At 69.9% G+C, this 25514-nt stretch carries 18 protein-coding genes, 1 pseudogene and 2 riboswitches; of the genes and pseudogenes, 8 read left to right on the forward strand and 11 right to left on the reverse strand.

What is annotated here, in order from left to right; all coding sequences use genetic code 11:
* Nucleotides 1–11: 11 nt before the first annotated feature.
* Nucleotides 12–1607 (reverse strand): ABC transporter substrate-binding protein, encoded by a 1596-nt coding sequence (locus tag QE401_RS21455; protein WP_307140128.1) that lies wholly within the window; start codon nt 1605–1607, stop codon nt 12–14.
* Nucleotides 1608–1897: 290 nt separating this feature from the next.
* Between QE401_RS21455 and QE401_RS21460 the strand changes: the two genes are divergently transcribed.
* The 4 genes from QE401_RS21460 (at nt 1898) to QE401_RS21475 (ending at nt 5790) form a co-directional block, all read left to right on the forward strand.
* The gene (locus QE401_RS21460; protein ID WP_307140129.1) at nt 1898–2035 is read left to right on the forward strand and encodes a hypothetical protein; all 138 of its coding nucleotides are present in this window, start codon (nt 1898–1900) and stop codon (nt 2033–2035) included.
* Nucleotides 2036–2071: 36 nt separating this feature from the next.
* Nucleotides 2072–3163, forward strand: coding sequence for an LLM class flavin-dependent oxidoreductase (locus QE401_RS21465; RefSeq protein ID WP_307140130.1), 1092 nt, complete (start codon nt 2072–2074; stop codon nt 3161–3163).
* Nucleotides 3164–3374: 211 nt separating this feature from the next.
* Nucleotides 3375–4589, forward strand: a complete 1215-nt coding sequence (locus QE401_RS21470; protein WP_307140131.1) for an MFS transporter — start codon at nt 3375–3377, stop codon at nt 4587–4589.
* Between the two features lie 199 nt (nt 4590–4788).
* The gene (locus QE401_RS21475; RefSeq protein WP_307140132.1) at nt 4789–5790 is read left to right on the forward strand and encodes an alginate O-acetyltransferase AlgX-related protein; all 1002 of its coding nucleotides are present in this window, start codon (nt 4789–4791) and stop codon (nt 5788–5790) included.
* 251 nt (nt 5791–6041) lie between these two features.
* On the opposite strand, the gene QE401_RS21480 is transcribed toward QE401_RS21475, so the two are convergent.
* From QE401_RS21480 to ispH, 10 genes and pseudogenes are all read right to left on the reverse strand, one after another.
* The gene (locus QE401_RS21480) at nt 6042–6356 is read right to left on the reverse strand and encodes a hypothetical protein (RefSeq protein WP_307140133.1); all 315 of its coding nucleotides are present in this window, start codon (nt 6354–6356) and stop codon (nt 6042–6044) included.
* A gap of 51 nt (nt 6357–6407) precedes the next feature.
* Complete coding sequence (locus tag QE401_RS21485) at nt 6408–8720, reverse strand: DUF3320 domain-containing protein (RefSeq protein WP_307140286.1); 2313 nt, start codon at nt 8718–8720, stop codon at nt 6408–6410.
* Complete coding sequence (locus tag QE401_RS21490; RefSeq protein ID WP_307140134.1) at nt 8608–11988, reverse strand: DUF4011 domain-containing protein; 3381 nt, start codon at nt 11986–11988, stop codon at nt 8608–8610. The genes QE401_RS21485 and QE401_RS21490 overlap by 113 nt, the downstream gene beginning before the upstream one ends.
* A gap of 155 nt (nt 11989–12143) precedes the next feature.
* On the reverse strand, nt 12144–14738 hold the full coding sequence (locus QE401_RS21495) for an efflux RND transporter permease subunit (protein ID WP_307140135.1): 2595 nt from the start codon (nt 14736–14738) through the stop codon (nt 12144–12146).
* Between the two features lie 214 nt (nt 14739–14952).
* Nucleotides 14953–15258: pseudogene (locus QE401_RS21500) on the reverse strand (efflux RND transporter permease subunit); the annotation flags it as partial.
* A complete protein-coding gene (locus QE401_RS21505) occupies nt 15255–16391 on the reverse strand; it encodes an efflux RND transporter periplasmic adaptor subunit (protein WP_307140136.1) in 1137 nt (378 codons plus the stop codon). The gene QE401_RS21505 and the pseudogene QE401_RS21500, both read right to left, overlap by 4 nt.
* A gap of 107 nt (nt 16392–16498) precedes the next feature.
* Nucleotides 16499–16951 (reverse strand): MarR family winged helix-turn-helix transcriptional regulator, encoded by a 453-nt coding sequence (locus QE401_RS21510; RefSeq protein WP_307140137.1) that lies wholly within the window; start codon nt 16949–16951, stop codon nt 16499–16501.
* Nucleotides 16952–17604: 653 nt separating this feature from the next.
* Nucleotides 17605–18078, reverse strand: a complete 474-nt coding sequence (rnhA, locus tag QE401_RS21515) for a ribonuclease HI (RefSeq protein WP_307140138.1) — start codon at nt 18076–18078, stop codon at nt 17605–17607.
* Complete coding sequence (locus tag QE401_RS21520; RefSeq protein ID WP_307140139.1) at nt 18068–19042, reverse strand: homoserine kinase; 975 nt, start codon at nt 19040–19042, stop codon at nt 18068–18070. The genes rnhA and QE401_RS21520 overlap by 11 nt, the downstream gene beginning before the upstream one ends.
* A 24-nt stretch (nt 19043–19066) precedes the next feature.
* Nucleotides 19067–20011 (reverse strand): 4-hydroxy-3-methylbut-2-enyl diphosphate reductase, encoded by a 945-nt coding sequence (gene ispH, locus QE401_RS21525; protein WP_307140140.1) that lies wholly within the window; start codon nt 20009–20011, stop codon nt 19067–19069.
* 126 nt (nt 20012–20137) lie between these two features.
* On the opposite strand from ispH, the gene QE401_RS21530 reads away from it, so the two are divergent.
* The 4 genes from QE401_RS21530 (at nt 20138) to gcvP (ending at nt 25514) form a co-directional block, all read left to right on the forward strand.
* A complete protein-coding gene (locus QE401_RS21530; RefSeq protein WP_271135999.1) occupies nt 20138–20695 on the forward strand; it encodes a hypothetical protein in 558 nt (185 codons plus the stop codon).
* Nucleotides 20696–20889: 194 nt separating this feature from the next.
* Nucleotides 20890–20979: riboswitch (glycine riboswitch) on the forward strand.
* 3 nt (nt 20980–20982) lie between these two features.
* Nucleotides 20983–21077: riboswitch (glycine riboswitch) on the forward strand.
* Nucleotides 21078–21124: 47 nt separating this feature from the next.
* A complete protein-coding gene (gcvT, locus tag QE401_RS21535) occupies nt 21125–22228 on the forward strand; it encodes a glycine cleavage system aminomethyltransferase GcvT (protein ID WP_307140141.1) in 1104 nt (367 codons plus the stop codon).
* A gap of 11 nt (nt 22229–22239) precedes the next feature.
* The gene (gcvH, locus tag QE401_RS21540) at nt 22240–22617 is read left to right on the forward strand and encodes a glycine cleavage system protein GcvH (RefSeq protein WP_307140142.1); all 378 of its coding nucleotides are present in this window, start codon (nt 22240–22242) and stop codon (nt 22615–22617) included.
* Nucleotides 22614–25514: an aminomethyl-transferring glycine dehydrogenase gene (gene gcvP / locus QE401_RS21545; protein ID WP_307140143.1), complete on the forward strand. Its 2901-nt coding sequence runs from the start codon at nt 22614–22616 to the stop codon at nt 25512–25514. Before gcvH ends, gcvP begins: the two co-directional genes overlap by 4 nt.

The following is a 25514-nucleotide window of genomic DNA, read 5'->3' on the forward strand; positions in this document are numbered from 1 at the left end:
GGAAAGCGCGGTCACGGCGCGGGACGCACGGCGGTGGCGAGGGTCTGCTCATCGGCGCGCGCCGCGTAGGTGAGGCCCTGCCGGGTGGTCCAGGCGTTCTGCAGCAGGAAGAGCGGCAGGATGCCGAGCTCGCGCGCCTCCAGCGCCACCGCCTCGCGCAGGATCGCCTCGCGCGCCGCATCATCCTGGGTGGTCAGCGCGCGCTCGGTCAGCGCGTCCAGCTCGGGGTTGCTGTAGCGGCTGAAATTCGGCGAGCCCCAGCCCTTCTCGCGGTCATAGGTGCCGACGACATTGCGCAGCAGGGAGCTGGCCTCGCCGGTCGAGCTGCCCCAGCCGCCCAGGCGGAAGCCGAATTCCTGCTTCGGGCCGCGCGCCAGGTAGCTGGCCCAGGGCAGCGCCTCGACCTCGGTGCGCACGCCGATGCGGGTCCAGAACTGCGCCACCGCCTGGGCGGTGCGCGCATCGCCCGGGTAGCGGTCATTCGGCGTCGAGAGCACCAGGCGGAAGCCCTCCGGGAAGCCGGCCTCGGCCAGCAGGCGGCGCGCCGCGGCCGGGTCGGCCGGCACCACGCGCAGCTCCGGATTGTGCGAATAGGTGCCCTCCGGCAGCCATTGCGCGGTGGGGATGGCGCTGCCCTCCATCACCCGGCTGGCCAGCGCCTGGCGGTCGATGGCCAGGTCCAGCGCGCGGCGCACCCGGCGGTCGAGGAAGGGGTTGCGCTCCAGCGGCCGGCCCTGGTGGTCGGTGACGCCGGGCACCGGCCCCTGGCGGGAGAAATCCGGCTGCAGGTAGATCACCCGCACGCCGGGCGTCTCGCTGACGCGCAGCCGCGGCTCGCGCTTCAGCCGCGCCAGATCGTTGGACGGCACCTGGTCGATGACATCGACATCGCCGGCCAGGATGGCGGCGCTGCGCGCGCCGTCATTCGGCAGGAAGCGGTAATCGACGCGCGCCCAGGGCTCGGCGTCGCCCCAATAGGCCTCGTTGCGGGTGAATTGCGCGCCCTGGCCGGGGCGGAAGCCGGCGAAGCGGTAGGGGCCGGTGCCGATGGCGGCGCGGCCGGTGTTGAACTGGTCCGGCAGCGGCCCCTCCACCGCGTGGCGGGCGATGATCTGCACGCTGGCGAGATCATTCGGCAGCAGCGGGTTCGGCCGGTCCAGATGCAGGCGCAGCGTGTGCGCATCCACCACCTCGACACGGCGGATCGGCCGCACGGCGTAGGAATAGCCGCCGCCGGTCGGGATGGTCGGCACGCGGGCGAAGGTGGCGGCGACATCCTCGGCGGTGAAGGGCTGGCCGTCATGCCAGGCCACATCACGGCGCAGGCGGAATTCCCACACCGTGTCGGAGATCGGCCGCCAGCTCTCGGCCAGGCCGGGCTGCAGCTGGAGCGCCGCGTCGCGCCGCACCAGCGCGTCGAAGAGATGCGCGGTGAGGGCGAAGTTCGAGGTGGTGTTGGAGATGTGCGGATCGACCGAGGCCACCGGATTGGCGACGCCGATGGTCAGGTCCTGCGCCAGCGCGCCGCCACACATCCCGCCCCAGGCGAGGCAGAGCGCGGCGAGGCCTCCCCGGAGGGTGCGGGAGGACGGACGGGAATGCGGCATGGCGGTTCCTTGGGTGGCAGGTGAGCCGGCCCAGTAAGGCGCCTGCAAAAAAGTGAGTCAATAATTATACGATCAAAAACGACATTAATACGTGTCGCGCGCCGAGGCCGCGCCGCGCGGCGGGCGCCGGCGTCGCGCCTTTCAGCCGCCCCGCCGCGAAGGAATACCGCTAAAATCATTGACTCACGGCGGATTCGCCGATCACGATGGGTTTGCGTGAATTAACCGAACCGCATCGTGGTTCCGCCGCGCGGCCAGGCCGCCGGCGCCGGCATCGGAAGGATCGGGCCATGTCGCTGCTGCTCCGGGCGGGTCTCGGCCTGCTCTCCTGCCTGCTGCTGCTGCGCCTGCTGGGCCTGGCGCCGCCCGCCAACCCGGGCGCCGCGCCGCCGGCCGGTGCCGCGCCCCTGCTGTCGCTGCGGCTGTGAGCCGCCCCCTCCCTCCCCGAGAAGATCGAGAACCGCATGAGCCTGCACATCACGGGTATGATCTGGGCCCGCCCCACCTCCGACCTGGAGCCGCAGAGCGGCCCCGCCTTCCAGCCCGACTACATCGAGCGCATCACCCGGGCGCATGAGGAAGGCGGCTTCGACCGCGTGCTGGCCGGCTACTGGACCAATGCGGCGGATGGCTTCCTGGTGCTGGCGCATGCCGCATCGGTCGCCAGGCGCATCCATTTCCTGCTGGCGCACCGGCCCGGCTTCGTCGCGCCCACCCTGGCCGCGCGCAAGATCGCCACGCTGGAGAACCTGACCGGCGGCCGCCTGGCGCTGCATGTCATCTCCGGCGGCGAGGATGCCGACCAGCGCAAGGATGGCGACTATGCCGACCACGCCGCGCGCTACCGCCGCACCGACGAGTTCCTGACCCTGCTGCGCCGCAGCTGGACGGAAACCGCGCCCTTCGACCATGAGGGCGAATTCTACCGCGTGCAGCAGGCGCATTCCGATGTGCGGCCGCTGCAGCGCCCGGGCCTGCCGATCTTCTTCGGCGGCGCCTCCGATTCCGCCATCCGCGTCGCCGGGCGGCATGCCGATGTCTATGCGCTGTTCGGCGAGCCGCTGGCCGACACCGCCGCCATGCTGCGCCGGGTGCAGGCGGGGGTGCCGGCGGGGCGCGCCCTGGAATTCTCCTGGTCCAACCGCCCGATCATCGCCGCCACCGAGAAGCAGGCCTGGGAGAAGGCGCAGCATATCCGCGAGCGGGCGCTCGCCAAGCTGCGGCAGGCCGGCGATGCCGGGCTGATCCCGGCCGGGCAGGCGATCAATTCCCAGCGCCTGGTCGGGCTGTCGCAGCGCGGCGAGGTGCTGGATGAGCGGCTCTGGACCGCCATGGCGGGGGTGCTGGGCGGGCGCGGCAACAGCACCGCGCTGGTCGGCACGCCCGAGCAGGTGGCGCGCGCCATGCTGCGCTACCGCGAGATCGGCGTCTCCCACTACATCCTGCGCGGCTGGGACCCGCTCGAGGATGCGGTGCAATATGGGCGCGAGCTGATCCCGCTGCTGCGCGAGCTGGCGGCCGGGCAGGCGGTCGGCCGGGTCAGCGTCGCCGCCTGAGGCGCCCCAGGGGGCAGGCAAGGGGCGGGCAGGGGGGGCGCCACGCCGCCCCATGCCCGCCCCCGCATGGACAGCCCCCCGCGCCCGGCCCATCATGCCGGGGAAGAAGGCCGGCGGCCGGCTGCCGCGCGGCACCGCCCCGACCCGGCCAGCGAGGGGTGGGGCGTCCCATGACACAACGAGCACAGCGCGTCCGGCGCGAGAGCCGGCGATGAACCGCGTCGACCTGCTGGATTCCCGCACCGCCTGGCTGCGCCTCGGCGTCGTCGTGGCGCTGGCCACGCTGGGCGGCGTCGGCATGTGGTCGGTGGTGGTGACGCTGCCCTCGCTGCAGACGGAGTTCGGCATCACCCGCGGCGATGCCTCCATGGTCTACACCCTGGCCATGCTGGGCTTCGGCGCCGGCGGCGTGCTGATGGGGCGGCTGATCGACCGGCACGGCCCGATGCGGCCGCTGCTGGCGGCGACGGCGATGCTGGGCGGCGGCTATATCCTGGCCGGGCTGGCGCCGGGGCCGGTGGTCTTCACCCTGGCCCAGGCGCTGCTGATCGGCATGCTGGGCTCGGCCGCCGCCTTCACCCCGCTGGTGGCCGAGGTGTCGCTGTGGTTCCGCAAGCGGCGCGGTGTCGCGGTGGCCATCGCCGCCTCCGGCAACTACCTGGCCGGCGCGATCTGGCCGCCGGTGCTGAGCTGGCTGATCGGCGCCTATGGCTGGCGCACCGCGCATGTCATCGTCGGCCTGGTCTGCCTGGTGACGATGGCGCCGCTGGCCCTGCTGCTGCGCGCCCGGGCGCCCGAGATCCCGGCCGGCGCCGGTGCGGGCGAGGGCGGCGAGGGCCGCTCCTTCGGCCTGTCGCGCAATGCGCTGACCGTGCTGCTCTGCGCCGCCGGGGTGGCCTGCTGCGTCGCCATGGCGATGCCGCAGGTGCATATCGTCGCCTATTGCGGCGATCTCGGCTATGGCGTGGCGCGCGGGGCGGAGATGCTGTCGCTGATGCTGGCCTGCGGCATCGTCTCCCGCCTGGCCTCGGGCGTGATCGCCGACCGCATCGGCGGGCTGCGCACCCTGCTGCTGGGCTCGGTGCTGCAGGGGCTGGCGCTGTCGCTGTTCCTGTTCTTCGACGGGCTGGCCTCGCTCTATGTGCTCTCGGCGCTGTTCGGGCTGGTGCAGGGCGGCATCGTGCCCTCCTACGCCGTCATCGTGCGCGAGAGCTTCCCGGCCTCCGAGGCCGGCACCCGCGTCGGCATCGTGCTGATGGCGACGCTGGTCGGCATGGCACTGGGCGGCTGGCTGTCGGGGGTGATCTTCGACCTGACCGGCAGCTACGCGGCCGCCTTCCTCAACGGCATGTTGTGGAACCTGGCCAATGTGCTGATCATGGTGTCGCTGTTGGCGCGGCGGCGGGCGCGGCTGGCGACGGTGTGAGGCGCATCGATGGTGCCGGTCCCGGCGCGGTGGCCCTTCCGGCGCTCAGGCGAGTTGCCGGCGGGGCTGGTGTGCAAGGGGTGCTGGCCGGCCCGTTGCGCGCGCCAGCCTCGGACCGGCGCGGAGCGGTGGCGCCAGGCATGGACAACTTCGCGCCTGCAATATAGTCTGGAAGAATCCAGATTCTGGACTGAAAACCATGACCAAATTTGTGCTTTTTGGGTTCAGCATCTCTGAGCAGAGTTCCGGATTTGCGCCGCTCGTGAAAAATATGGCCGAATCATCCGCAGAAGGACTGGAGTTTTCCTTCAAGGCCATTGGGGGTGCCACGTTCAATGTCATCCCTTTTATTGCGGATCGCCTTGATTTTTCTGGCGCCGACTATGCTCTTCTGGAGATTTCGTCCTGCTTGCGCTTTGCGGCCGAACCGGAGGGCTACCTGCCGCATCTGCAGCGCATTGCCCATCATTGCATGAGCGTGGGCGCCATTCCCTGTTTCATCCATATGATGCGGCGGGCCATCGACTATGAAAACGATCCCCTGACCAATGCCATCGACGCCTTTGCGACGGAGCATGGTTATCCGGTGCTGGACCTCGTCCGCCCGATGCTGCGGTTCAAGGAACAGGGCCTCCTGCTGGACTATCTGAAGGACAGCACGCACACCGCTCCACTCGGTGCCGAATTCTACGCGCGCGAGGTCTTCGCCTTCATGCAGACCCTGGCGGCTCTCCGGCCGCAGCCCAGCAAGCCTGCCGCACTGCCGGAGGGGGAGGAAGAGCCCGCTTTTGTGCCCATCAGCGAACTGGTCCCGGATGGCACGGAGCTCAGCCTCTTCCGGCGAGCAAATCTCGAGCTTCCCTATCTTACGATCATGGAAGAGGAAGAGCGGCGCATCCAGCTGCCGGAGCATCACACATTCCGTGGCCTGCTGACGCTCAAGGGGCCGCGGACCGGGATGATGCAAATCAATTTTCACGATCAAAAAGTAAAAAAGAAGAAAATGATGTTTGATCGGAAGTCATATTACAGGAGGTATTCCTACTGGTTTGATCAGAGCATGCCCACCACTTCCTTCTCCGTGAAGCAGCTGTCTGGCTGCCCGCCTGTCGTGCTCGACAAGGGCGTCGCCTGGACAGGGGGGCGGGAGGCGCATGTGGTGGGCGTGTTGACTGCGCGGCGCAAAACGGCACCTGGCTGAGGCCCGTTCGGGACGGCCAGGCGGGCCAGCTGGCGCGCCTCGGAGCGCTTCCCCACAGAGCGCCACAATCCATTGGCCCGGCTGGATAGGCGTGTTGCCTGGCCGCACCCCGTCCGGCACTTGCGGCGGTCGATCCTGTCGCTGCCGCGGCCCTTGTGGATGACCAGCGTCACGCCCTGGAAGGTGCCCAGGTCGGGGCGCTGGTCGGATTCGATGACATGATCGTCCACCGTGATGATCTGGCCGCAGCATCAGGCGCTGCCGTCGAAGGTCATGCTGTCCGGCGTGTAGTTGCTGTTGCCCTTGAAGATCAGCAGCAATCCACCAGAACCGCGCCGGCACCGGCGCAAGTGTGGTTGGAAGATGTCGCGCCGAGGCTGGTTGATGTTCGGCTGCTCGGCCCCGGTGCTGTTGAGGCGCATCCTGCCCGCGAACAGCCGGTGGTGCAGCAGGCGGTTGAGGGGGCCGCCGAAGCCGTTGATCTTGTCGACATGGCGCCGCTTCTCGCTGGAAACAGGTCGGGCCCGCCCCGACGCGACGCCGATCGGTTCCTGGCCTATGGGCATTCTGTCTGCCGTCTTTGCCTGGGCTCTAGCCACAGCTTCGGCCAGTGAATTCTACTCAGTCGCGCTCCGGTCTTGAACGTCTTCCGCCGCCATCAGCAATCCCGCCTGCTGTGTGAGCCTTCCCGCACCCTCCAGGCGCGCCACCGCGGCGGACACAAGCTGGCGAAGCTGAGCGCTCACCAACTTGAACCCCAGTAGCCGGGGAACGGCGGCCCCGATCTCATCAGGGCTTGCCCCGAGGCCGGTCCGAGCAACCTGAAGAACGGCGGCTTCCACTTCCTGAGGCGGCAGAACGTCCAGCTTGCGTAGGGAGGTGGCCAACACACCGCTCCGGTCGCGGACCGCGATCGATTGGCCTGGTATCAACAGAAATTCGCCGTCCCGGATGAGCTTGCCCCGCTGCACGCCGACCTCGGCACCCCGTTCCACGGCCGCCTGTATGCGGCCACCGGCACGCTGCAGGCCCCAGGCGGTGCGCAGCCGCACGACAACCTCATCCAGATGCACGGGGCCTTCTACGGCGACGACCTGCTCAACGAGTTCGGCCATGCGGCCGCTGGCCACCTCGTGCATCTCTTGGCCAAGCGGTACCTGCGGCATCGCCTCGCGGTAAGGGGAAGCGCCCACGGCACTTGTTTCGGCGATCTCATTGTCGCCTTCCAGAACCTGACTTCTCTCGAGGGTCACCACATCGAGGGGCACGGCACGTCCGCCGAGACTGCCAGCCCTCTCCCGCTCCGCCAACTCGGCGCGGGCGGCCTCGATCGCCATGGCAATCCGCTCCAGCTGCTCCATGGGGCGCTGGAACCAGTCAGATCCCCAGACACGATGGATGATCCAGCCATGGTCCTCCAGCACTGCCTGCCGCAGGCGATCTCGGTCCCGGGCGGACCGGGAGCTGTGGTAGGCCGCGCCATCGCACTCAATGCCGAGCAGATACCGGCCCGGCCGCTCGGCATCCGCGATGGCCAAGTCGATGAAGAAGCCGGCAATGCCAACCTGGGGATGGACCTGGTAGCCACGGTCCTGCAGTGCGCGCCCGATCTGCTCCTCCAGAATGCTGTCTTGCTCCCGGCCGCTTCGATGGGCGACGTCAAGCCTGCCGGTCCGGGCATAGTGCAGGAATAGCTTCAGCGCGAAGACGCCTTTCCCCTTGACGCGCTCCAGGTCGATGTCCTCGTCCGTGATGGAGGCGAACACCTCGCAACGGCGCTTGGCGCGGCTTATGAGGACGTTCAGGCGCCGCTCGCCGCCATCAGCGCCAAGCGGGCCGAAGCGCATGGAGAAGGTGCCGTTCGCGTTCCGCCCATAGCCCACCGAGATCATGATGACGTCGCGTTCGTCACCCTGGACGTTCTCCAGGTTCTTGATGAAGAACGGCTCGCCCGGATGGGAGTGGAAGAACTTCTCCGTATCGGGATTCAGGCGCCGAAGGATTTCGAGCTCGTCCTGGATGGCGCGGCGCTGGCGGCTGGAGAAGGTGGCGACGCCCAGCGAGTGGCCAGGACTGGTCTTGGCATGGTGGATGACCTCCTGCGCCACCAGCTTGGCTTCGGCGGCATTCGTCCCCGTTCCGCCAGAGTCAAACACGCCGTCCGGCACGTGCCGGAAGGTCAGCCCCATTCCCGCTTCGCGCGTAAACGGGCTGGGGACGATGAACAGTTTGCTCTCGTAGAACTGGTGGTTCGATACCGCGATCAGAGATTGGTGTCGGCTGCGGTAGTGCCAGCGGAGCATGCGCTGAGGCAGGCCGCGTGCCATGAACAGGCCAAGGATGCTCTCGATGTCGGCAACGGACGCCCCGTCCTCGTCGTCCTCAACGTCGCCGCCAGTCATCTTGGCGAAGAAGCGGGTCGGCGGCAGCTGGCGCTCGTCGCCAACGACCACAACCTGACGGGATCGGGCGATGGCGCCGAGGGCGTCTACTGGCTGGATCTGGCTGGCCTCGTCCATGACCAGCAGGTCGAAGCTCATCGTGCCGGGCGTCAGGAACTGCGCGACCGAGAGCGGGCTCATCATCATGACAGGCTTCAACGCCTGGATGGCAGGTCCGGCGCGCTGGACGAGCTGGCGGATTGGCATGTGACCGCGGCGCCGGGCAATCTCCGCCCGCAGAACGCCCACAGGCCCCATGCCCACCTGGGCCGGAATCCGGCTGTGGTGCGCGCGGACGACCTCCAGCCGGGCGGCGTCGATGCGTTGCAGATCGAGCTCGGCGAACTCCCGGGCTCTGGCGCCGTGCAGTGCGCCGTCAAAGCGGCCGAGTTCCGGGTCCGCCCCCACCAGATTGGCCAGCAGGGCCTCGTAATAAGCCATCTGGAAGGAGGGGAGGGCATCGGTGGGTGCCAGGCGACCGTCCTGCAGGCGCTGCACGAGGGGCGTCAGGCCTGCCGCGCGGGGCGCGGTCGGCGCGTTCCCGATAGGACACCCATTTCGAGAGCTGTTCACGATGGGCCAGCCATTCCCGCAGCCGCGTGGCGAGCTCGACCAAGGGCAGGACGTCCAGTCTTTCCTTGCCGAATAGCGAGGCCATGTCGGCCCTGAGCGAGGCGAACACCTCCTCTATGTCCTTGACCAGCTCCTGCTGGCCGGTTTCGACGCGCTGCAGGGTTTCGATGAGCTCGCCACGGCCGGCGACGCGGGACGCCAGTTCCCGGATGTCTTGGTTCGACATTATCCACTGCGCCGCCTTGGCCAGCCCGCGCCAGTCGGACCGCTCGCCTTTCCAAGCGCGGCCGAAGGCTGCAGCGCCAAGCGATGCGCTGTCCTCGATGGCGCGCGATGCATCCTGGCGGGCGGCGATGCGGCGCAGGATTTCCAGCCGATCCGGCAATTGGACGGCGGCGGGCGCCGCAGCACAGGCCACCTCATCCGCTTCAGCTAGGGAGATAATCCTGGCGGCCAGATCCGGCAGCACCGCCCGCTCATCCGACATGCCTTCGCCGAACAGGGACGAGGCGCCGCCACCCGCCTCGGTCCGCAAGGAGACCAGCCTCCCACGGACCTCGGTGTAGAGTGCCTTCAACGCGCTCGTCATCTGCGACAGCGCGCTGCGCTGGGGCGTGCGGCCCGCGATCATCCGCGGTTCGGCGCCCAGGCCCCGCAGCGTGCGCATCCAGTCCACCAGGGCGATGAGGGGCGCTGAAGCCGACTTCTCGCCGCGCCAATCGGCGCCGAACGCCGACTTCCCGAACTCGTGCCCCTCCCTGATGGTGCGAATGGCCGCCTGACCCTTGGACAGCGTGTCCAACCGCTCCAGAAGTTCAGGCAGCGGCGCGTTCGGGTCACGGACAAGCGTGCGCAGCAGGGCGTTGGCTTGCCGCCACTCGCCATTCAGCATCTTGAGGAAACCGGTGTGCGTTGCCAGCGCCTGCCGGGCGCGGCTGACATCGGTCGTCCAGGCCGCATCGAGGAGGCTGTCGCCCAGCGACGCCTTTGCCCGCTCGAGCGAGGCGACGGCTTCCGCCAGATCACCGGCCTGCTCGACCCCATGGTCCCACACCGTGGCGGCGAAGGCTTCAGGGCTGGCATCGGGTGCGGCCGCCACTCGCTCGCCGGTGGCAATCAGGCGCTCGAGGCTGGCCAGGGTGCGCTCGCCGCCGGGGCGGCCCAGTTCGGCATCCAACTGGTCGGCGCCCGCCAGCAGCCGAGGCAGCGCGCCCCGCAACTGCCGGACATGGTCGAAGGCCGCGGCACCAAAGGCAGGCGGCAGGCTGGCGAAAGCGGTGATCGCGTCCGTGACTGAGGCTTCCAGACCGGCGGGAGTTACCCGCCCCTCAAGGCCAGCGGAAAACCGGTCGAAATCGTGGCCTGTGGCCAGCAGGCGCATCACCTCCCCGGCCTTGTCGGACCAGTGTGGCCAGCCTAGGGCGGCCGGGTCCATGTCGGGGGCCGAGGCGACGCGGCGCCCGAGGGCGGTGAGCCGTTGGGCGGCGGCAAAGCTGGGCGGCATGTCGGCCTCTAGCCCTTGCGCCAGTTCAGCCTGCATGGCGTTCCAGCCGCCGAGCTGGTGCAGCAACGCGGTCAGGCGGACCATCAGCCGCTCGACGTTTGTCGGCAGAACGACATCCAGCCCGACCCCGCGCCAGGGATGCCGGTCGGGCAGCCCGATGTCGAGGACGCGCTCCGCCATCTCGCCGACCAGCGCCTGACGATCGGCGACATCCTCCCGGCTCCAGCTCGGCGCGGCGGGCAAGTCGAAATCAACCGGGCGGCGCCCATCCTGCTGCAGACGGGCCAGCTGACCGAACACCTGATATGGGGTCAGCCCGGCCACGGGGTGGACACGGTGGATCCGTTCGACATGCGCGTTCAGCACGTCCCGGGCTTCTGTGAGGCGCCGGGTCAGCGCGTCCGGCCTGTCCCCCTTCGGAGTGCCGAGATTCCAGGTCCGCCGTAGCTCATCCAGGAAAGAGCGCTTATTGGCCTTGTTGCTGTGCAGTTCGAGGCAGGCATCCCCCAGGCCCGCCATGTCAAGGCGGCGCTTCACCACCTCAAGGGCCGCCATCTTTTCGGCCACGAACAGCACGGTCTTACCGTCGGCGATGGCGGAGGCGATGATGTTGGAGATGGTCTGCGACTTGCCCGTGCCGGGCGGGCCCTGGATGACCAGGTTGCGCCCCTGACGAACATCGTGGACGGCCAGCGTCTGGGAACTGTCGCAATCGACGATGTGCAGCATCTCGGCCGGGGCGATATGCCGATCGATCGGCGTGTCCTCGTGCAGCAACTCCTGGGCGCCATCGAAACCGTCCGCGAGCAGGGCACGGATCATGGGGCGGTCGGCGATGGTCTCGTTCTGTGGCCAGTTCGCCGGGTCCAGATCCCGGTACATCAGGAATTTGGCGAAGGAGAAGAAGCCGAGGACGATGTCGTCCGGTTTGACCTCCCATCCCTCCTTGGTCTCGATCGCCTTGGCGACCTCGTCAAAATAGGCGGCCGGATCGAAATCCTCGCCAGGGTCCAGCTCCGGGAGCTTCAGGGTGTGAATCCGGTCCAGATAGGCTTCGAGGGACAGATTGGCCGACAGATCCTCTGGCCGGGCGCGGAGCCGGAAGCGTTCCCCAGCCGTGCCGCGCTCCAGGGTGACCGGCACCAGCACCAGCGGCGCGTGGCGGATGTTCGCCGGGTTCTGCGGGTCGATCCATTTCAGCAGGCCAAGGGCGAGGTAGAGGACGTTGACGCCTTGCTCCTCCTCCAGGGTCCGGGCGTCCCCGTAGAGGTCCAGCAGTCGCTTCTGCAGGCCCTTGGATGTCATGCGGGTCTGCAGCCTGGTGTCCGCGTGACGGCTGGCGGTGCCCCGCTCCTCGAGGGTCTCGCTCTCCTCCGGCTGGGGCAGCTCGGGCAGGAAGAGCTCTGCCTCGGCCTTGGTCTTCGTATCAGCCTCGGCCTTCTCCTGGGCCGTCTCGCGGCCGGGGAGGAAGATGAGCGCCTTCCCGTCACGGACCAGCAGGCGAAACACCTCGGCGGACCGCTCGTCGACCACGTCAACCGTCCGGGCGGTCTGGGAGAACCTGGGAACGTTCAGGAGGCGGTTGCGCGCCGACATATCCAGAAGCTCGGCCCGTGCCCTTTCCAGCTTGGTGAGGATTGGGAGGTCGCCCTGGAACACCGAAACAGGCGCATCCGCCATGCTGAGTACCGCCGGAAAAATGTTCCCATACTGTTACAGATGGCCCCGGGAGCTGCAAGCGCCCCGGGGCAGGCTCAGTCCTCAAGGGTGATGCTTGCCCCTGAAACGACGAGCAGCCGGAGCGTTGCGCGCGGTCAGCGGAGCGGGGCTGATCATCACCGCCCCGGCGCCCCCAAGGCCTGTGCGGATTGCGCCACCGGCGCCGCGCCCGGCGCCCGGTCCACCTCCGGCCGCACGCGGAACCAGATGGCATAGAGCGCGGGCAGGAATACCAGGATCAGCACCGTGCCCACCGCCGTGCCGCCGATCAGCGTGTAGGCCATGGACCCCCAGAACACCGAATGCGTCAGCGGGATGAAGGCGAGCACCGCCGCCAGCGCGGTGAGGATCACGGGCCGCGCGCGCTGCACCGTCGCCTCGACGATGGCCTGGTAGGGTGACAGCCCCGCCGCCTCATTGTCATGGATCTGGCCGATCAGGATCAGGGTGTTGCGCATCAGGATGCCCGCCAGCCCGATCAGCCCGAGGATGGCGTTGAAGCCGAAGGGCTGGCCGAACAGCAGCAGCACCGGCACCGCCCCCACCAGGCCGAGCGGCGCCGTCAGCATCACCAGGGCGGTGGCCGCGAAGGAGCGGACCTGCAGCATGATGACGGCCAGCATCAGCGCGATCATGAGCGGGAAGACCGCCGCCAGCGCCGCATTCGCCTTGGCCGATTCCTCGATATTGGCCGCCGTCTCGATCCGGTAGCCCGGCGGCAGGGAGGCGCGCAGCGGCGCCAGCGCCGCGATGATCTGCTGCGACACCTCGGGCGGCTGCACACCCTCCGCCACATCGCCGCGCACGGTGACGGTCGGCACCCGGTCCCGCCGCCATTGCAGCGGGCTTTCCATGCGCATCTCCAGCCGGCCGATCTGCTCCAGCGGGATGATGCCGCCGCTGCGGGAGGTCAGCGTCAGCTCGCCCAGCCGGGCCGGATCGAGGCGCGTCGGCCCGGCGCTGCGGGCGACCACCTCCACGCTGCGGATGTCCTCGCGCATCTGCGTCACCGTGACGCCGGAGAGCAGGAATTGCAGCTGCTGCGCCGCCTCGGCCGGGGACAGGCCGATCAGCCGCAGCCGGTCCTGGTCGAGCACGATATGCGCGGTCGGGCTGCGGGCGCCCCAATCCTGGTCCACCCGCCGCATCTGCGGGTTCTGCCGCATGATCTCCTGCGCCTGCCCGGCGATGCGCAGCACCTCGGACGCCTCCAGGCCCATGACGCGGAAGGCCACGGGGAAGGGCGAATAGGGGCCGAAGACCAGCTGAGTGACGCGCAGATCCGCCTCCGGCGCCAGGCCCGTGGCGATGCGCGCGCGCAGCCGGTGCTTCAGCGCCTCGCGCGCCGCGGCCGAGGGCGTCAGGATCACGATCTTGGCGAAGGCCGGGTCCGGCAGCTCCGGCGACATGGAGAAGAAGAAGCGCGGCGCGCCCTGCCCGAAATAGCTGGTCACGATGCGGGCCTCCGGCTGCTGCTGCAGCCAGGCCTCGACCTTCGCCGCCGCCGCGCCGGTCGCGCCGATGCTGCTGCCCTGGGGCAGGCGGAGCTCGACCAGCAATTCCGGCCGGTCGGATTGCGGGAAGAATTGCTGCTTCACCGCGCCCATCCCCGCCCCCGCCAGGCCGAGCGACAGCAGCACAAGCCCGGCCACCAGAAATTTGCGCCGCACCGCCCAGACGATCGCCGCGCGCAGCATCCGGTAGCCGCGCGTCTCGTAGAGCGCCGCATGGCCGCCCGGCAGCGGCGCGGGCTTCGGCAGCATCACCACGCCCAGATAGGGGGTGAAGGTCACGGCCACGACCCAGGAGGCCATCAGGGCGAAGCCCACGATCCAGAAGATGTTGCCGGCATATTCGCCCGCGCTGGACTGGGCGAAGCCCACCGGCATCAGCCCGATCACCGTCACGACCGTGCCGGAGAGCATCGGCGCCGCGGTGTGGCTCCAGGCGAAGGCGGCGGCGGCGATGCGGTCCATGCCCTCCTCCATCTTCACCACCATGATCTCGATGGCGATGATGGCATCGTCCACCAGCAGGCCGAGCGAGAGGATCAGCGCGCCGAGGGTGATGCGGTCGAACACCCGGCCGGTGCCCAGCATGATGACGAAGACGATGGCCAGGGTGAGCGGCACGGCGGCGGCGACGATGATGCCGGCGCGCCAGCCCAGGCTGAGGAAGCTGACCAGCAGCACCACACCGAGCGCCATGACGAACTTCACCATGAACTCGCCGACCGCGCCGTCGATGTTGACGGCCTGGTCGCTGATCTTGCTGAGCGACAGGCCGAGCGGCAGCCCCTCCTGGATGGCCGCCACCTCCCGCTCCAGCGCCGCGCCGAGCGCCAGCCCGTTCCATCCCTCCTGCATGACCACGCCGAGCGCCATGGCGGGCTCGCCATCATGGCGGATCAGGAAGCTCGCCGGGTCCTCGTAGCCGCGGCGGATCTCGGCGACATCGGACAGGCGCAGGTTGCGGCCGCCGACCACGATGGGCGTCGCGGCGATCGATTCGACGCTGTCATAGGCGCCGTCGAGACGGATCGGCAGCTGCGGACCCCGGGTCTCCACCGAGCCGGCCGGAGAGAGCAGGTTCTGCCGCTCCAGCGCCGCGAAGATGTCCTGCGCAGCGATGCCGAGCGCGGCCAGGCGCGGATAGGAGAATTCGACGAAGACGCGCTCCGGCCGCTCCCCCAGGATGTCCACCTTCTTCACGCCGGGCACATGCAGCAAGCCGCTGCCGGATGGCCTCCGCCTGCCGCGTCAGCAGGCGCGGCGGCAGGCCGGGCGCCTTCAGCGCGTAGAGGCCGAAGGTCACGTCCGAATACTCGTCATTGACGAAGGGGCCGATGGCGCCGGGCGGCAGGCGCCGCGCCTCGTCGCCGAGCTTCTTGCGGGCCTGGTAGAACTGCTCCTGCACCTCTGCCGGCGGCGTGGTGTCGCGCAGCGTCAGCGTCATGAAGACCAGGCCGGGGCGCGTCATGGTCTCGACCCGGTCATACCAGCGCAGCTCCTGCAGGCGCTTCTCCAGCGGCTCGGCGACGAGGTCCTGCATCTGCTGCGCCGTGGCGCCGGGCCAGGCCGCCTGCACGGTCAGCACCTTGATGGTGAAGGCGGGGTCCTCGGCGCGGCCGAGCTTGAGGAAGGCGAAGGCGCCGGCGAGCGCGATCATCAGGATCAGGAACAGCGTCACCGGGCGCTCGCGCACCGCGAGCGCCGACAGGTTCAGGCTCATCGCGCGGCCTCCAGGCTCTCCACCCGCACCGGCTGGCCCTCCCGCAGCAGCTGGGCGCCCAGCGCCGCGACGCGCTCGCCCGGCGCGACACCCTCGACGACCGCCTGCTCGGCGCCCAGCCGCCGCAGCTGCACGGGGCGGAAGCGCACGCTCTGGCCGGCAGCGTCCAGCACCCAGACGCCGGTGGCCCGCCCATCGTCGCGGAGCGCGCCCAGCGGCACGGTCGCGCCACCGCCGGCGGCGGCGGCGAGGCGTAGCGTCACCGTGCTGCCGAGTGGTGCCTGCGCCGCCGCGCCCTCCAGCACGAAGCGCGCCTCATAGGTGCGGCTGGCGGGATCGGCGGCATCGGCCAGCTGCCGCAGATGGGCGGGCGAGGCCGTGGTCGCGGCGCCGGACAGCGCATAGACGGTGACCTCTGCCCGTGTGCCGAGGGCGGGGCGGAGGCCCTCGGGCAGGTTCACCACGGCCTCGCGCGGGCCGGCCTGGGCCAGGCGGATCATCGGCTGGCCGGCGGCCAGCACGGCGCCCGGCTCGGCCAGCACCTGGGTCACGACACCATCGGCATCGGCCCGCAGCGTGGCGTAGGCGAGCTCATTGGCCGCCATCTCGGCCTCCGCCTCGGCCGCGGCCAGGGCCGCGCGGGCAGTGTCGCGGGCGGCGCGGGTGGCCTCGTATCGCTGGCGCGATGCCCAGCCCTGGGCCAGCAGCTGGCGGTAGCGCCCTTCATCGGCCTCCGCCTGCAGCAGCGTCGCGCGCGCGCCGAGCACGGCGTTGCGCCGCGCCTGCAGCGCCAGGGTCAGATCCTTCTCGTCGAGCCGCGCCAGGACGTCCCCGCGCCGGACGGCCTGGCCGAGATCGACCAGGCGCGCCGTGACCTTGCCGCCGACGCGGAAGGCCAGGTCGCTCTGCACCCTCGCCCCAAGCAGGCCGGTGAAGGCGTGCCCGGCCAGGCCGGGCGGCTCGGCCACCGCCACCAGGACCAGGGGCGGCGCCTGCCGCGGATCCCCGCCCGCCGGGTCCTGGCCCCCGGCGGCGGGGTCCCGGGCGCGGCCGGCCAGCGCAAAGGCGCCTGCCCCGGCACCCGCCAGGGTGGCGAGGGTGCCGAGCATGGCCCAGAAAAGGTTCCGTCTCATCGGGGGTCGTCCTGGAGGCAATCCGCGCGAGGCGGAGGAGCGGTCGCTCCGGAATTCAGATGTATATGCACCTTTTTCGGCGATGGGCGTTGCCACGGCATGGCCGGTCATGGCCCGGCCAGGCTTCCCAGGCCGCGCCACATCGCCGGGAAGGAGGCCGCCGGGATGGAGGCCTTCACCGCCTCATTGGTCGCGCGCCAGGAGTCGAGCGCCCGGAGCAGCAGGTCGCGCCCCTGCGCTGTCAGGGCAGCGCGCCTGACGCGGCCATCCTGCGCATCCTGCGCCATCGACAGCAGCCCCCGCCGCTGCAGGACGGCGAGGTTCCGCGTCATCGTCGTGCGGTCCATGCCGAGGAAGCCGGCCAGCGCGTTCACGCTCGGCGCCTCGGACGCCTCGATGGCGGCCAGCAGGCTGAACTGCCAGTTGTTCAGGTCGAGCGGGCGGAAGGCGTCATCATAGCGCCGCCCCACGGCGCGGCTGGCGCGCTGCACCCGCAGGCAGACGCAGGACGCCTCCACCGCGCGGAGGAGCAGAGGGTCGAGGGGGGGCGTGTCTTCCATTCCGGCAATTTAGTGCATATGCACTTTTCTGCAAGCTGGATGTGGGCTGGTGGGCGCCCAGCGCGATACATGCCTCTTGAAGAAGTTTTCAGCGCCTGAGCAAGTTCATGGTTTTGGCAGCTTCCTTCCGCGTTGCCTCCGGACTGTCGCAATGACGAAGGACGCGGCGCCGAGAACAGCCGTAAGCGTTGTGAACCCTGAACGACTCATGGGTCAGGCGGTTTGCCCCGCCTGGCCTGCGCTGCCGGAGCGTCCAAGACTTCAATGGCGGGGAGCATCTTCTTGGGCGCGACCAAGCTCCGCATGCCACCAACGACCCCATGCACTTGCTATGACCAGCGTAGGCCTCGTGGCATAGGACTCCTCGCAGGTCACGCACCCTACATCGATTTGGCAAGGCTCGCCGGGTTTGGATCCGTGCCCTTGCGCCCGGCATCGAAAAGGGCGCTTTCAAGCTCTGGGCGCCGCTCATGCGCTGGCGCCCGCAGCTGCTCCGAGCGATCAATGAAATCCTTGAACGCGCTGAAGATGCCTGGCTCAGCCATGCCCAAGGAAGGCCTGGGCGATCACAGGGCTTCGCGGGATTTGGAAAGCATGGGGCAAGGACCCGACTGGCCAGAGTCCCGGTCATTCATGGAATGCCGGACGTACCTTCAGCCCTGCCGCCCTTCCGACAGCCGCGCGGCGGTGGCCAGCTGGTCGGCGCGCTCGTTCATCGCATCGCCCGCATGGCCGCGCACCCAGCGCCAATCGACCTTGTGCGGCTTGGCGGCGGCCAGCAGGCGCTGCCACAGCTCCATATTCGCCACCGGGTCCTTCGCCGCGTTGCGCCAGTTGTTGCGCACCCAGCCATTGATCCAGCGGCTGATGCCGTTGCGGACATATTCGCTGTCGGTGTGCAGCACCACGGTGCAGGGCCGCTTCAGGCTTTCCAGCGCCATGATGGCCGCCGTCAGCTCCATGCGGTTGTTGGTGGTGGCGGCGTCATAGCCGGAGAGCTCCTTCTCCGCCTCGCCATAGCGCAGGATGGCGGCCCAGCCGCCGGGGCCGGGATTGGGCTTGCAGCCGCCATCGGTCCAGATCTCGACCAGCCGCGGCGCGGCGTTCTCCACGGTCTCAGAGGCCATAGGCGCCAGCATCCCGGGCCTCGGCGTAGAAGCGCAGGCGCTTGAGGTATTCCAGCGGGTCCTTGCGGGTGACCATGGCGCCGGGCGGGGTGTGGGTCCAGTCATACAGCCGCGTCAGCAGGAAGCGCATGGCGGCGCCTCGGCACAGCACCGGCAGCGCCTCGATCTCCATGGCCGAGAGCGGGCGCAGCGCCTGGTAGGCGCCGATCATCGCCCGCGCCTTGGTCACGTTGAAGGACAGGTCCGGCTCGAAGCACCAGGCGTTCAGGCAGATCGCCAGGTCATAGGCCAGGGCGTCGGTGCAGGCGAAGTAGAAGTCGATCAGCCCGGAGACACGCGGCGCGCCGCGCTCCGAATCGAGGAAGAAGACGTTGTCCGGGAACAGATCGGCATGGATGTGGCCGCGCGGCAGGCCCTGGGGCCATTCGGCCAGGATGCCGGAGAGATGCCCGTCCAGCTCGGCCACCAGCCCCTCCTGCACCGCGTCGCCGCCGGCGCGGCAGCGCTCCAGCAGCGGCGCCCAAGCGCGGGGGCCGAGGGAGTTGGCGCGCTCGGCCCGGAAGCCCTCGCCGGCGGCGTGCAGCCCGGCCAGCGCCGCGCCGAGCGGCGCGCAATGCCCCGGCTGCACCCGGCGCGGCCAGACGCCGGGCAGGAAGGTGCAGATCGCCGCCGGCCGCCCGGCCAGCTGGCGCAGCGCCACCGTGTCGCGCCCCGCCACCGGCAGCGGGCAGGAAATGCCGCGCGACGCCAGATGCCGCATCAGGCCGAGGAACCAGGGCAGCTCGGCCGGGTCCACGCGCTTCTCGTACAGCGTCAGGATGTAGTCGCCGGTGGTGGTGCGCAGCGCGAAATTGCTGTTCTCGACGCCCTCGGCAATGCCGCGGAAGGCGAGCAGCTCGCCCAGCTCATACTCGGACAGGAAGGCGCGCAGCGCCTCGTCCGAGACCTCGGTATAGACCGCCATCGGCTCCGTCTCAGTCGGGGGAAGTTACCGCGCCAGGATAGCGGGCAGCTTGAAGGTGACGTTTTCCTCCGCCACCACCACTTCCTCAAGGGTCAGATCGAAGGCTTCGCGCAGGCGGGCGATCACCTCGTCCACCAGCACCTCCGGCGCGCTGGCGCCGGCCGAGATGCCGAGCGTCCGCACCCCCTGCAGCGCCGCCAGATCCAGCTCGGCCCCGCGCTGCACCATCAGGGCGCGCGGGCAGCCGGCGCGCTCGGCCACCTCGCGCAGCCGCACGCTGTTGGAGGAGTTGGGCGCGCCCACCACCACCACCGCCTCGGCCCGCGCCGCGATCGCCTTGACGGCGGCCTGGCGGTTGGTGGTGGCGTAGCAGATACTCTCCTTGGCCGGGCCCACCATGTGCGGGAAGCGGCGGGCCAGCACCGCCACGATGCCGGCCGTGTCATCGACCGAGAGGGTGGTCTGGGTGGTGTAGGCCAGCGGCCCCTCGGGCGGGGTCACCGCCTCGGCCTGCTCGGCGGTCTCGACCAGGGTGACGCTGCCGGGCGGCAGCTGGCCCATGGTGCCGATCACCTCCGGATGGCCGGCATGGCCGATCAGCAGGATGTGCCGGCCGGCCGCCGAATGCCGCTCCGCCTCCCGGTGCACCTTGGAGACCAGGGGGCAGGTGGCGTCGACATAGACCATGTTGCGCCGCTGCGCCTCGGCCGGGACCGATTTCGGCACGCCATGGGCGCTGAACACCACCGGCGCGTCGGGCGGCACCTCGTCCAGCTCCTCGACGAAGACGGCCCCCTTGGCTTCCAGGCTCTGCACCACGAATTTGTTGTGCACGATCTCGTGCCGGACATAGACCGGGGCGCCGAAGCGGGTGAGCGATTCCTCGACGATCTTGATCGCCCGGTCCACCCCGGCGCAGAAGCCGCGGGGTCCGGCGAGCAGGACGTGCAGGGCGGGCTTGACGGTCATGCGGGCCTGTCCGATGGGGGCGTGGTGGTTCATGGGGTCCGCCTGCGGGCGATCCGGGCACGAGCCGGGGCAGGGGGCATCAGCCCCGCGGCCGCCGGCCCGGGCACTAAGGGGAAGAGAGGCAGCATGGTCAAGGCACGGAACCTCCGGGGCGGCGCGATGGCGGCGATGGGCGCGGCGCTGTTGCTGGCCGGCTGCGGCGGCGGCGACCGCGGCAACCCGCTGCTGGACAGCAAGGCGCCCTGCCCGGCGATCTCGATCCTGTCCGACGGGGCGGACCTGACCCGGTTCCGCAGCGGCGGGGGTCGGGACCTGACGGCGATGGAGCTCAATGCCTCGATCTCCGGCTACCAGGCGAGCTGCGATTTCGCCCCCCGCGGCGGCGGGCTGGATGTGACGCTGAAGCCGAGCTTCCTGGTCGAGCGCGGCCCGGCCGCGCAGAGCCGCGTCGCCGAGCTGACCTATATGGTGGCGGTGGCGCAGGACGGGAACCCGGTGGCGCCGCCCAGCCAGTTCAACCTGCGCATCGAGTTCGCGCCCAATGTCTCCCGCGCCACCGGCACGGATGAGGTGACGATCCGCCTGCCGGGCAACCCGGCCCAGGCGGCGCGGCGGCAGGTCTGGCTGGCCTTCCAGCTGACGCCGGAGGAGCTGGCGCTGAACCGGGCGCGCGGGCCCAGGTAAGAAGACAGGGTTCTTTTTTGTAAAAAAGAACCAAAAAACTTTTTCCGTTGGCGTCCCGCTTCGGGCCTGAGGCGGGACGCCAAACCGGCAAAGTCTTTTTGCTTCTTTTTCTTCAGAAAAAGAAGATTCTTGGCTGAGCCCTTGACCTGAGGCTTGCGCGGCGCCGCGCCCTCGGGCAGAGGAGCAACACCCGCAGATCCCACGCGGGAGAGAATGGCGCATGCCATCGCCGAAGGCGCAACCGGCCCCCGGAAACGCTCAGGCAAAAGGGCCGCGTGGGGAAGGGGCCTCTGGAAAGCCCGGAGCCTGGCAACAGGCGCCGGCACCGACGGAGTAAGGCGCGCAACGCCCGCGCTGAATCTCTCAGGTCATCGGACAGAGGGGGGCCACGAACCCTGACCCGCCGCCTCGCGCGGCGCTGGAGGCTGCGTGGCCGATACATTGCTCGAAACCCCGCTGGCGTCGCTGCATCGCGAGCTCGGCGGCAAGATGGTGCCCTTCGCCGGCTATGCCATGCCGGTGCAGTACCCGGCCGGCATCATGGCCGAGCATCTGGCCACCCGCGCCGGCGCCGCGCTGTTCGACGTCTCCCATATGGGCCAGGCCGAGCTCACCGGCGAAGGCGCGGCCGCGGCGCTGGAGGCGCTGACCCCCGCCGACATCCGCATCCTGAAGCCGGGCCGGCAGAAATACGGCCTGCTGCTGAACCAGGAAGGCGGCATCGTCGATGATTTCATGGTGGCCAATCTGGGCGGCGACCGGCTGTTCCTAGTGGTCAATGCCAGCCGCAAGGCGGTGGATCTGCCGCTGATCGAGGCGGCGCTGCCCGCCGGCGTGCGGCTGGTGCCGCTGCCCGACCGCGCGCTGCTGGCCTTCCAGGGGCCGCAGGCGGTGCCGCTGCTGGCCGGCCTCGCCCCCGCCACCGCCGCGCTGCCCTTCATGGGCGTGGCGGAGACCGAGATCGACGGCATTCCCGTCCTGGTCAGCCGCAGCGGCTATACCGGCGAGGATGGCGTCGAGATCAGCGTGCCGGCCGAGCGGGCCGAGGCGCTGGCGAAGCGCCTGCTCGCCCTGCCGGGCGTGGTGCCGGCCGGGCTGGGCGCGCGCGACTCGCTGCGGCTGGAAGCCGGGCTCTGCCTCTATGGCAATGACATCGACGAGACGACCAGCCCGGTCGAGGCCGCCCTGGTCTGGACCATCGGCAAGCGCCGCCGCATGGAATGGAACTTCCCCGGCGCCGGGCGCATCCGCGCCGAGCTGGAGAACGGTCCGTCGCGGCTGCGCGTCGGCATCCTGCCGGAAGGCCGCCAGCCGGCCCGCGCCCACACCGCGATCCATGCCCCCGGTGGCGCGGCGATGGGCGAGATCACCAGCGGCACCTTTGGCCCCTCGCTGAACGGCCCCTGCGCCATGGGCTATGTGGCGCGCGAGCATGCCGCCGATGGCACGGCCCTGGAATTGCAGGTGCGCGGCAAGGCCCTGCCGGCCCGTGTCGCCGCCACCCCCTTCGTCCCTCACCGCTACGCCCGATAAGGACCGCCCCGATGGCCCAGCTGAAGTTCACCAAGGATCACGAGTGGGTTCGCCTGGAAGAGGGCGTCGCCACGATCGGCATCACCGACCATGCGCAGACCGCGCTGGGCGACGTCGTCTTCGTCGACCTGCCCGAGGCCGGCCGTGCGGTCGAGGCCGGCGAGGCCTGCGCCGTGGTGGAGAGCGTGAAGGCCGCGTCCGACGTCTATGCGCCGATCGCCGGCAGCATCGTCGAATCCAACGCCGCGCTCTCCGACGACCCGGCGCTGGTCAACAGCGCGCCGACCGCCGAGGGCTGGTTCTTCAAGATGACGCCCGCCGACCCGGCCGCCATCGACGCGCTGATGGATGAGGCCGACTACCTCGCCTTCGTCGAGAGCCAGTCGTGAGCGACGCGCTGCACGAGCTGGCGGCGCTGGAGGACCACGGCGCCTTCGCCGCGCGGCATATCGGCCCCTCCGAGGCCGAGATCGCCGCGATGCTGCAGCAGGTGGGCGCGGCCAGCCTCGACGACCTCGCCGACCGCACCGTCCCCGCCGCCATCCGCGGCCAGGATTTTTCTCAGTTGCCTCCTCCGGTGTCGGAGGCCGAGGTCATCGCTGAGCTGCGGGCGCTGTCGGAGCTGAACACCCGCCGCCGCTCGCTGATCGGCATGGGCTATCACGGCACGCATGTGCCGCCGGTGATCCTGCGCAACGTGCTGGAGAATCCGGGCTGGTACACGGCCTACACGCCCTACCAGGCCGAGATCGCGCAAGGGCGGCTGGAGGCGCTGGTCAATTTCCAGACCATGGTCTGCGATTTGACCGGCCTGCCGGTGGCGAATGCCTCGCTGCTGGACGAGGCGACGGCGGCGGCCGAGGCGATGGCCCTGGCGCTGGCCGCCAGCAAGTCGAAGTCGCGCGCGCTGCTGGTCGCGGCCGATGTGCACCCGCAGACGCTCGCCGTCATCCAGACCCGTGCCGAGCCGCTGGGCCTGGCGGTCGAGCTGGTGTCCGTCTCCGGAATTTCGGCGGCCGCCACTGAAAAGAAGCCCTTCGCGCTGGTGCTGCAATATCCGGGCACGACCGGCGAGGTCCGTGACCTGACCGCCGAGATCGCCGCGGTGCAGGCGGTGGGGGGGCTGGCCATCGTCGCGGCTGACCCGCTCTCGCTCGTGCTGCTGACGCCGCCGGGCGAGATGGGCGCGGATGTCGTCATCGGCTCCAGCCAGCGCTTCGGCGTGCCGATGGGCTATGGCGGGCCGCACGCCGCCTTCATGGCGGTGAAGGACGCCTATAAGCGGCTGATGCCGGGGCGGCTGGTCGGCGTCTCGGTCGATGCCGCCGGGCGGCCGGCGATGCGCCTGGCGCTGCAGACGCGCGAGCAGCATATCCGCCGCGAGAAGGCGACCTCGAACATCTGCACCGCGCAGGTGCTGCTGGCGGTGATGGCCGGCATGTATGCCGTGTGGCACGGGCCGGAGGGGCTGAAGCGCATCGCCCGCCGCGTCGCGCTGCAGGCGCGGCTGCTGGCCGATGCGGCGGTGCGCGCCGGCTTCACCCTGCGCCATGATGCCTTCTTCGACACCATCGCCATCGAGGCCGGCGCGAAGGCCGATGCGCTGATGGCCGAGGCGCTGTCGAGCGGCTTCAACCTGCGCCGCATCGACGCCACCGGTGTCGGCATCGCGCTGGACGAGACGGTGTCGCGGCTGGAGCTGGAGACGCTGCTGGCGGTGCTCGGCAAGGTCGGCGGGCAGGCGGTGGCGCTGGATGCGCTCTCGCCGCGCGGCGGGCTGCCGGCGGCGCTGGCGCGGCGCTCGGCCATCCTGACGGCGCAGGTGTTCAACAGCCACCATGCGGAGCATGCCATGCTCCGCTACCTGAAGTCGCTGGAGGACAAGGACGTCGCGCTGAACCGGAGCATGATCCCGCTCGGGTCCTGCACGATGAAGCTGAACGCGACGGCGGAGATGATCCCCGTCACCTTCCCCGGCTTCTCCGAGATCCACCCCTTCGCCCCCGCCGACCAGGCCACCGGCTATCTGGCGCTGATCCGGCGGCTGGAGAGCTGGCTGGCCACCATCACCGGCTTCGCCGCCGTGTCGCTGCAGCCCAATGCCGGCAGCCAGGGCGAGTATGCCGGGCTGCTGGCGATCCGCGCCTGGCACAAGGCGCGGGGCGAGGCGCAGCGCGATGTCTGCCTGATCCCCTCCTCGGCGCATGGCACCAACCCGGCTTCCGCCGTGATGGCCGGCATGCGGGTGGTGGTGGTGGGTTGCGACCGCGACGGCAATGTCGATCTCGCCGATCTCGAGGCGAAGATCGCGCAGCACTCGGAAAAACTGTCGGCGCTGATGGTCACCTATCCCTCGACGCATGGCGTGTTCGAGGAGGAGATCATCCGCATCTGCGACGCGGTGCATGCGGCGGGCGGCCAGGTCTATATGGACGGCGCCAACATGAATGCGCAGGTGGGCCTGACCGCCCCGGGCCGGATCGGCGCCGATGTCTGCCACCTGAACCTGCACAAGACCTTCTGCATCCCGCATGGCGGCGGCGGGCCGGGTGTCGGCCCGATCGGCGTGGCGGCGCATCTGGCGCCGCATCTGCCGAACCATCCGCTGCTGGCCGAGGCGGGCCCGGCGACGGGTTATGGCCCGGTCTCGGCGGCGCCGTTTGGCAGCGCCTCGATCCTGCCGATCTCCTACGCCTATATCCGCATGATGGGCGGGGCGGCGCTGACGCGGGCGACGCAGGTGGCGATCCTGAACGCCAACTACATCGCCAAGCGGCTCGATGGGCACTTCCCCGTGCTCTACAAGGGCAAGCGCGGCATGGTGGCGCATGAGTGCATCCTGGATTGCCGCGGCTTCCAGCAGGGCGGTGGTGTCCTTGTCGAGGACATCGCCAAGCGGCTGCAGGATTACGGCTTCCACGCGCCGACCATGTCCTGGCCAGTGGCGGGCACGCTGATGGTGGAGCCCACCGAGAGCGAGACCAAGGCCGAGCTGGACCGCTTCTGCGACGCCATGATCGCCATCCGCGCCGAGATCCGCGCGGTGGAGCAGGGCCGTGCCGACCGCAGCGACAACCCGCTGAAGAATGCGCCGCACACGGCCGCGGAGGTGATGTCCTCCGACTGGGCGCATCCCTACAGCCGGGAGGAGGCGGCCTTCCCGCTGCCCTTCGTCGCCGCGCACAAGTATTGGCCGCCGGTCAAGCGCGTCGACAATGTGCATGGCGACCGCAATTTGGTCTGCACCTGCGCACCGCTCGAGGATTACGCGCAGGCGGCGGAGTGA

Origin of the sequence: Pseudoroseomonas cervicalis (genome assembly GCF_030818485.1) — a bacterium.
GTDB classification, from domain to species: domain Bacteria; phylum Pseudomonadota; class Alphaproteobacteria; order Acetobacterales; family Acetobacteraceae; genus Pseudoroseomonas; species Pseudoroseomonas cervicalis_A.

Bases quoted from the DNA above. Each gene is read 5' to 3' on its own strand.
- QE401_RS21505 (WP_307140136.1), bottom strand. From the start codon at position 16,391: ATGAGACGGAACCTTTTCTGGGCCATGCTCGGCACCCTCGCCACCCTG.
- QE401_RS21460 (WP_307140129.1), top strand. From the start codon at position 1,898: ATGTCGCTGCTGCTCCGGGCGGGTCTCGGCCTGCTCTCCTGCCTGCTG.
- QE401_RS21520 (WP_307140139.1), bottom strand. From the start codon at position 19,042: ATGGCGGTCTATACCGAGGTCTCGGACGAGGCGCTGCGCGCCTTCCTG.
- rnhA (WP_307140138.1), bottom strand. From the start codon at position 18,078: ATGGCCTCTGAGACCGTGGAGAACGCCGCGCCGCGGCTGGTCGAGATC.
- QE401_RS21470 (WP_307140131.1), top strand. From the start codon at position 3,375: ATGAACCGCGTCGACCTGCTGGATTCCCGCACCGCCTGGCTGCGCCTC.
- gcvH (WP_307140142.1), top strand. From the start codon at position 22,240: ATGGCCCAGCTGAAGTTCACCAAGGATCACGAGTGGGTTCGCCTGGAA.
- QE401_RS21475 (WP_307140132.1), top strand. From the start codon at position 4,789: ATGACCAAATTTGTGCTTTTTGGGTTCAGCATCTCTGAGCAGAGTTCC.
- QE401_RS21510 (WP_307140137.1), bottom strand. From the start codon at position 16,951: ATGGAAGACACGCCCCCCCTCGACCCTCTGCTCCTCCGCGCGGTGGAG.
- ispH (WP_307140140.1), bottom strand. From the start codon at position 20,011: ATGACCGTCAAGCCCGCCCTGCACGTCCTGCTCGCCGGACCCCGCGGC.
- QE401_RS21530 (WP_271135999.1), top strand. From the start codon at position 20,138: ATGGTCAAGGCACGGAACCTCCGGGGCGGCGCGATGGCGGCGATGGGC.
- QE401_RS21455 (WP_307140128.1), bottom strand. From the start codon at position 1,607: ATGCCGCATTCCCGTCCGTCCTCCCGCACCCTCCGGGGAGGCCTCGCC.
- QE401_RS21465 (WP_307140130.1), top strand. From the start codon at position 2,072: ATGAGCCTGCACATCACGGGTATGATCTGGGCCCGCCCCACCTCCGAC.
- QE401_RS21490 (WP_307140134.1), bottom strand. From the start codon at position 11,988: ATGGCGGATGCGCCTGTTTCGGTGTTCCAGGGCGACCTCCCAATCCTC.
- QE401_RS21480 (WP_307140133.1), bottom strand. From the start codon at position 6,356: ATGCCCATAGGCCAGGAACCGATCGGCGTCGCGTCGGGGCGGGCCCGA.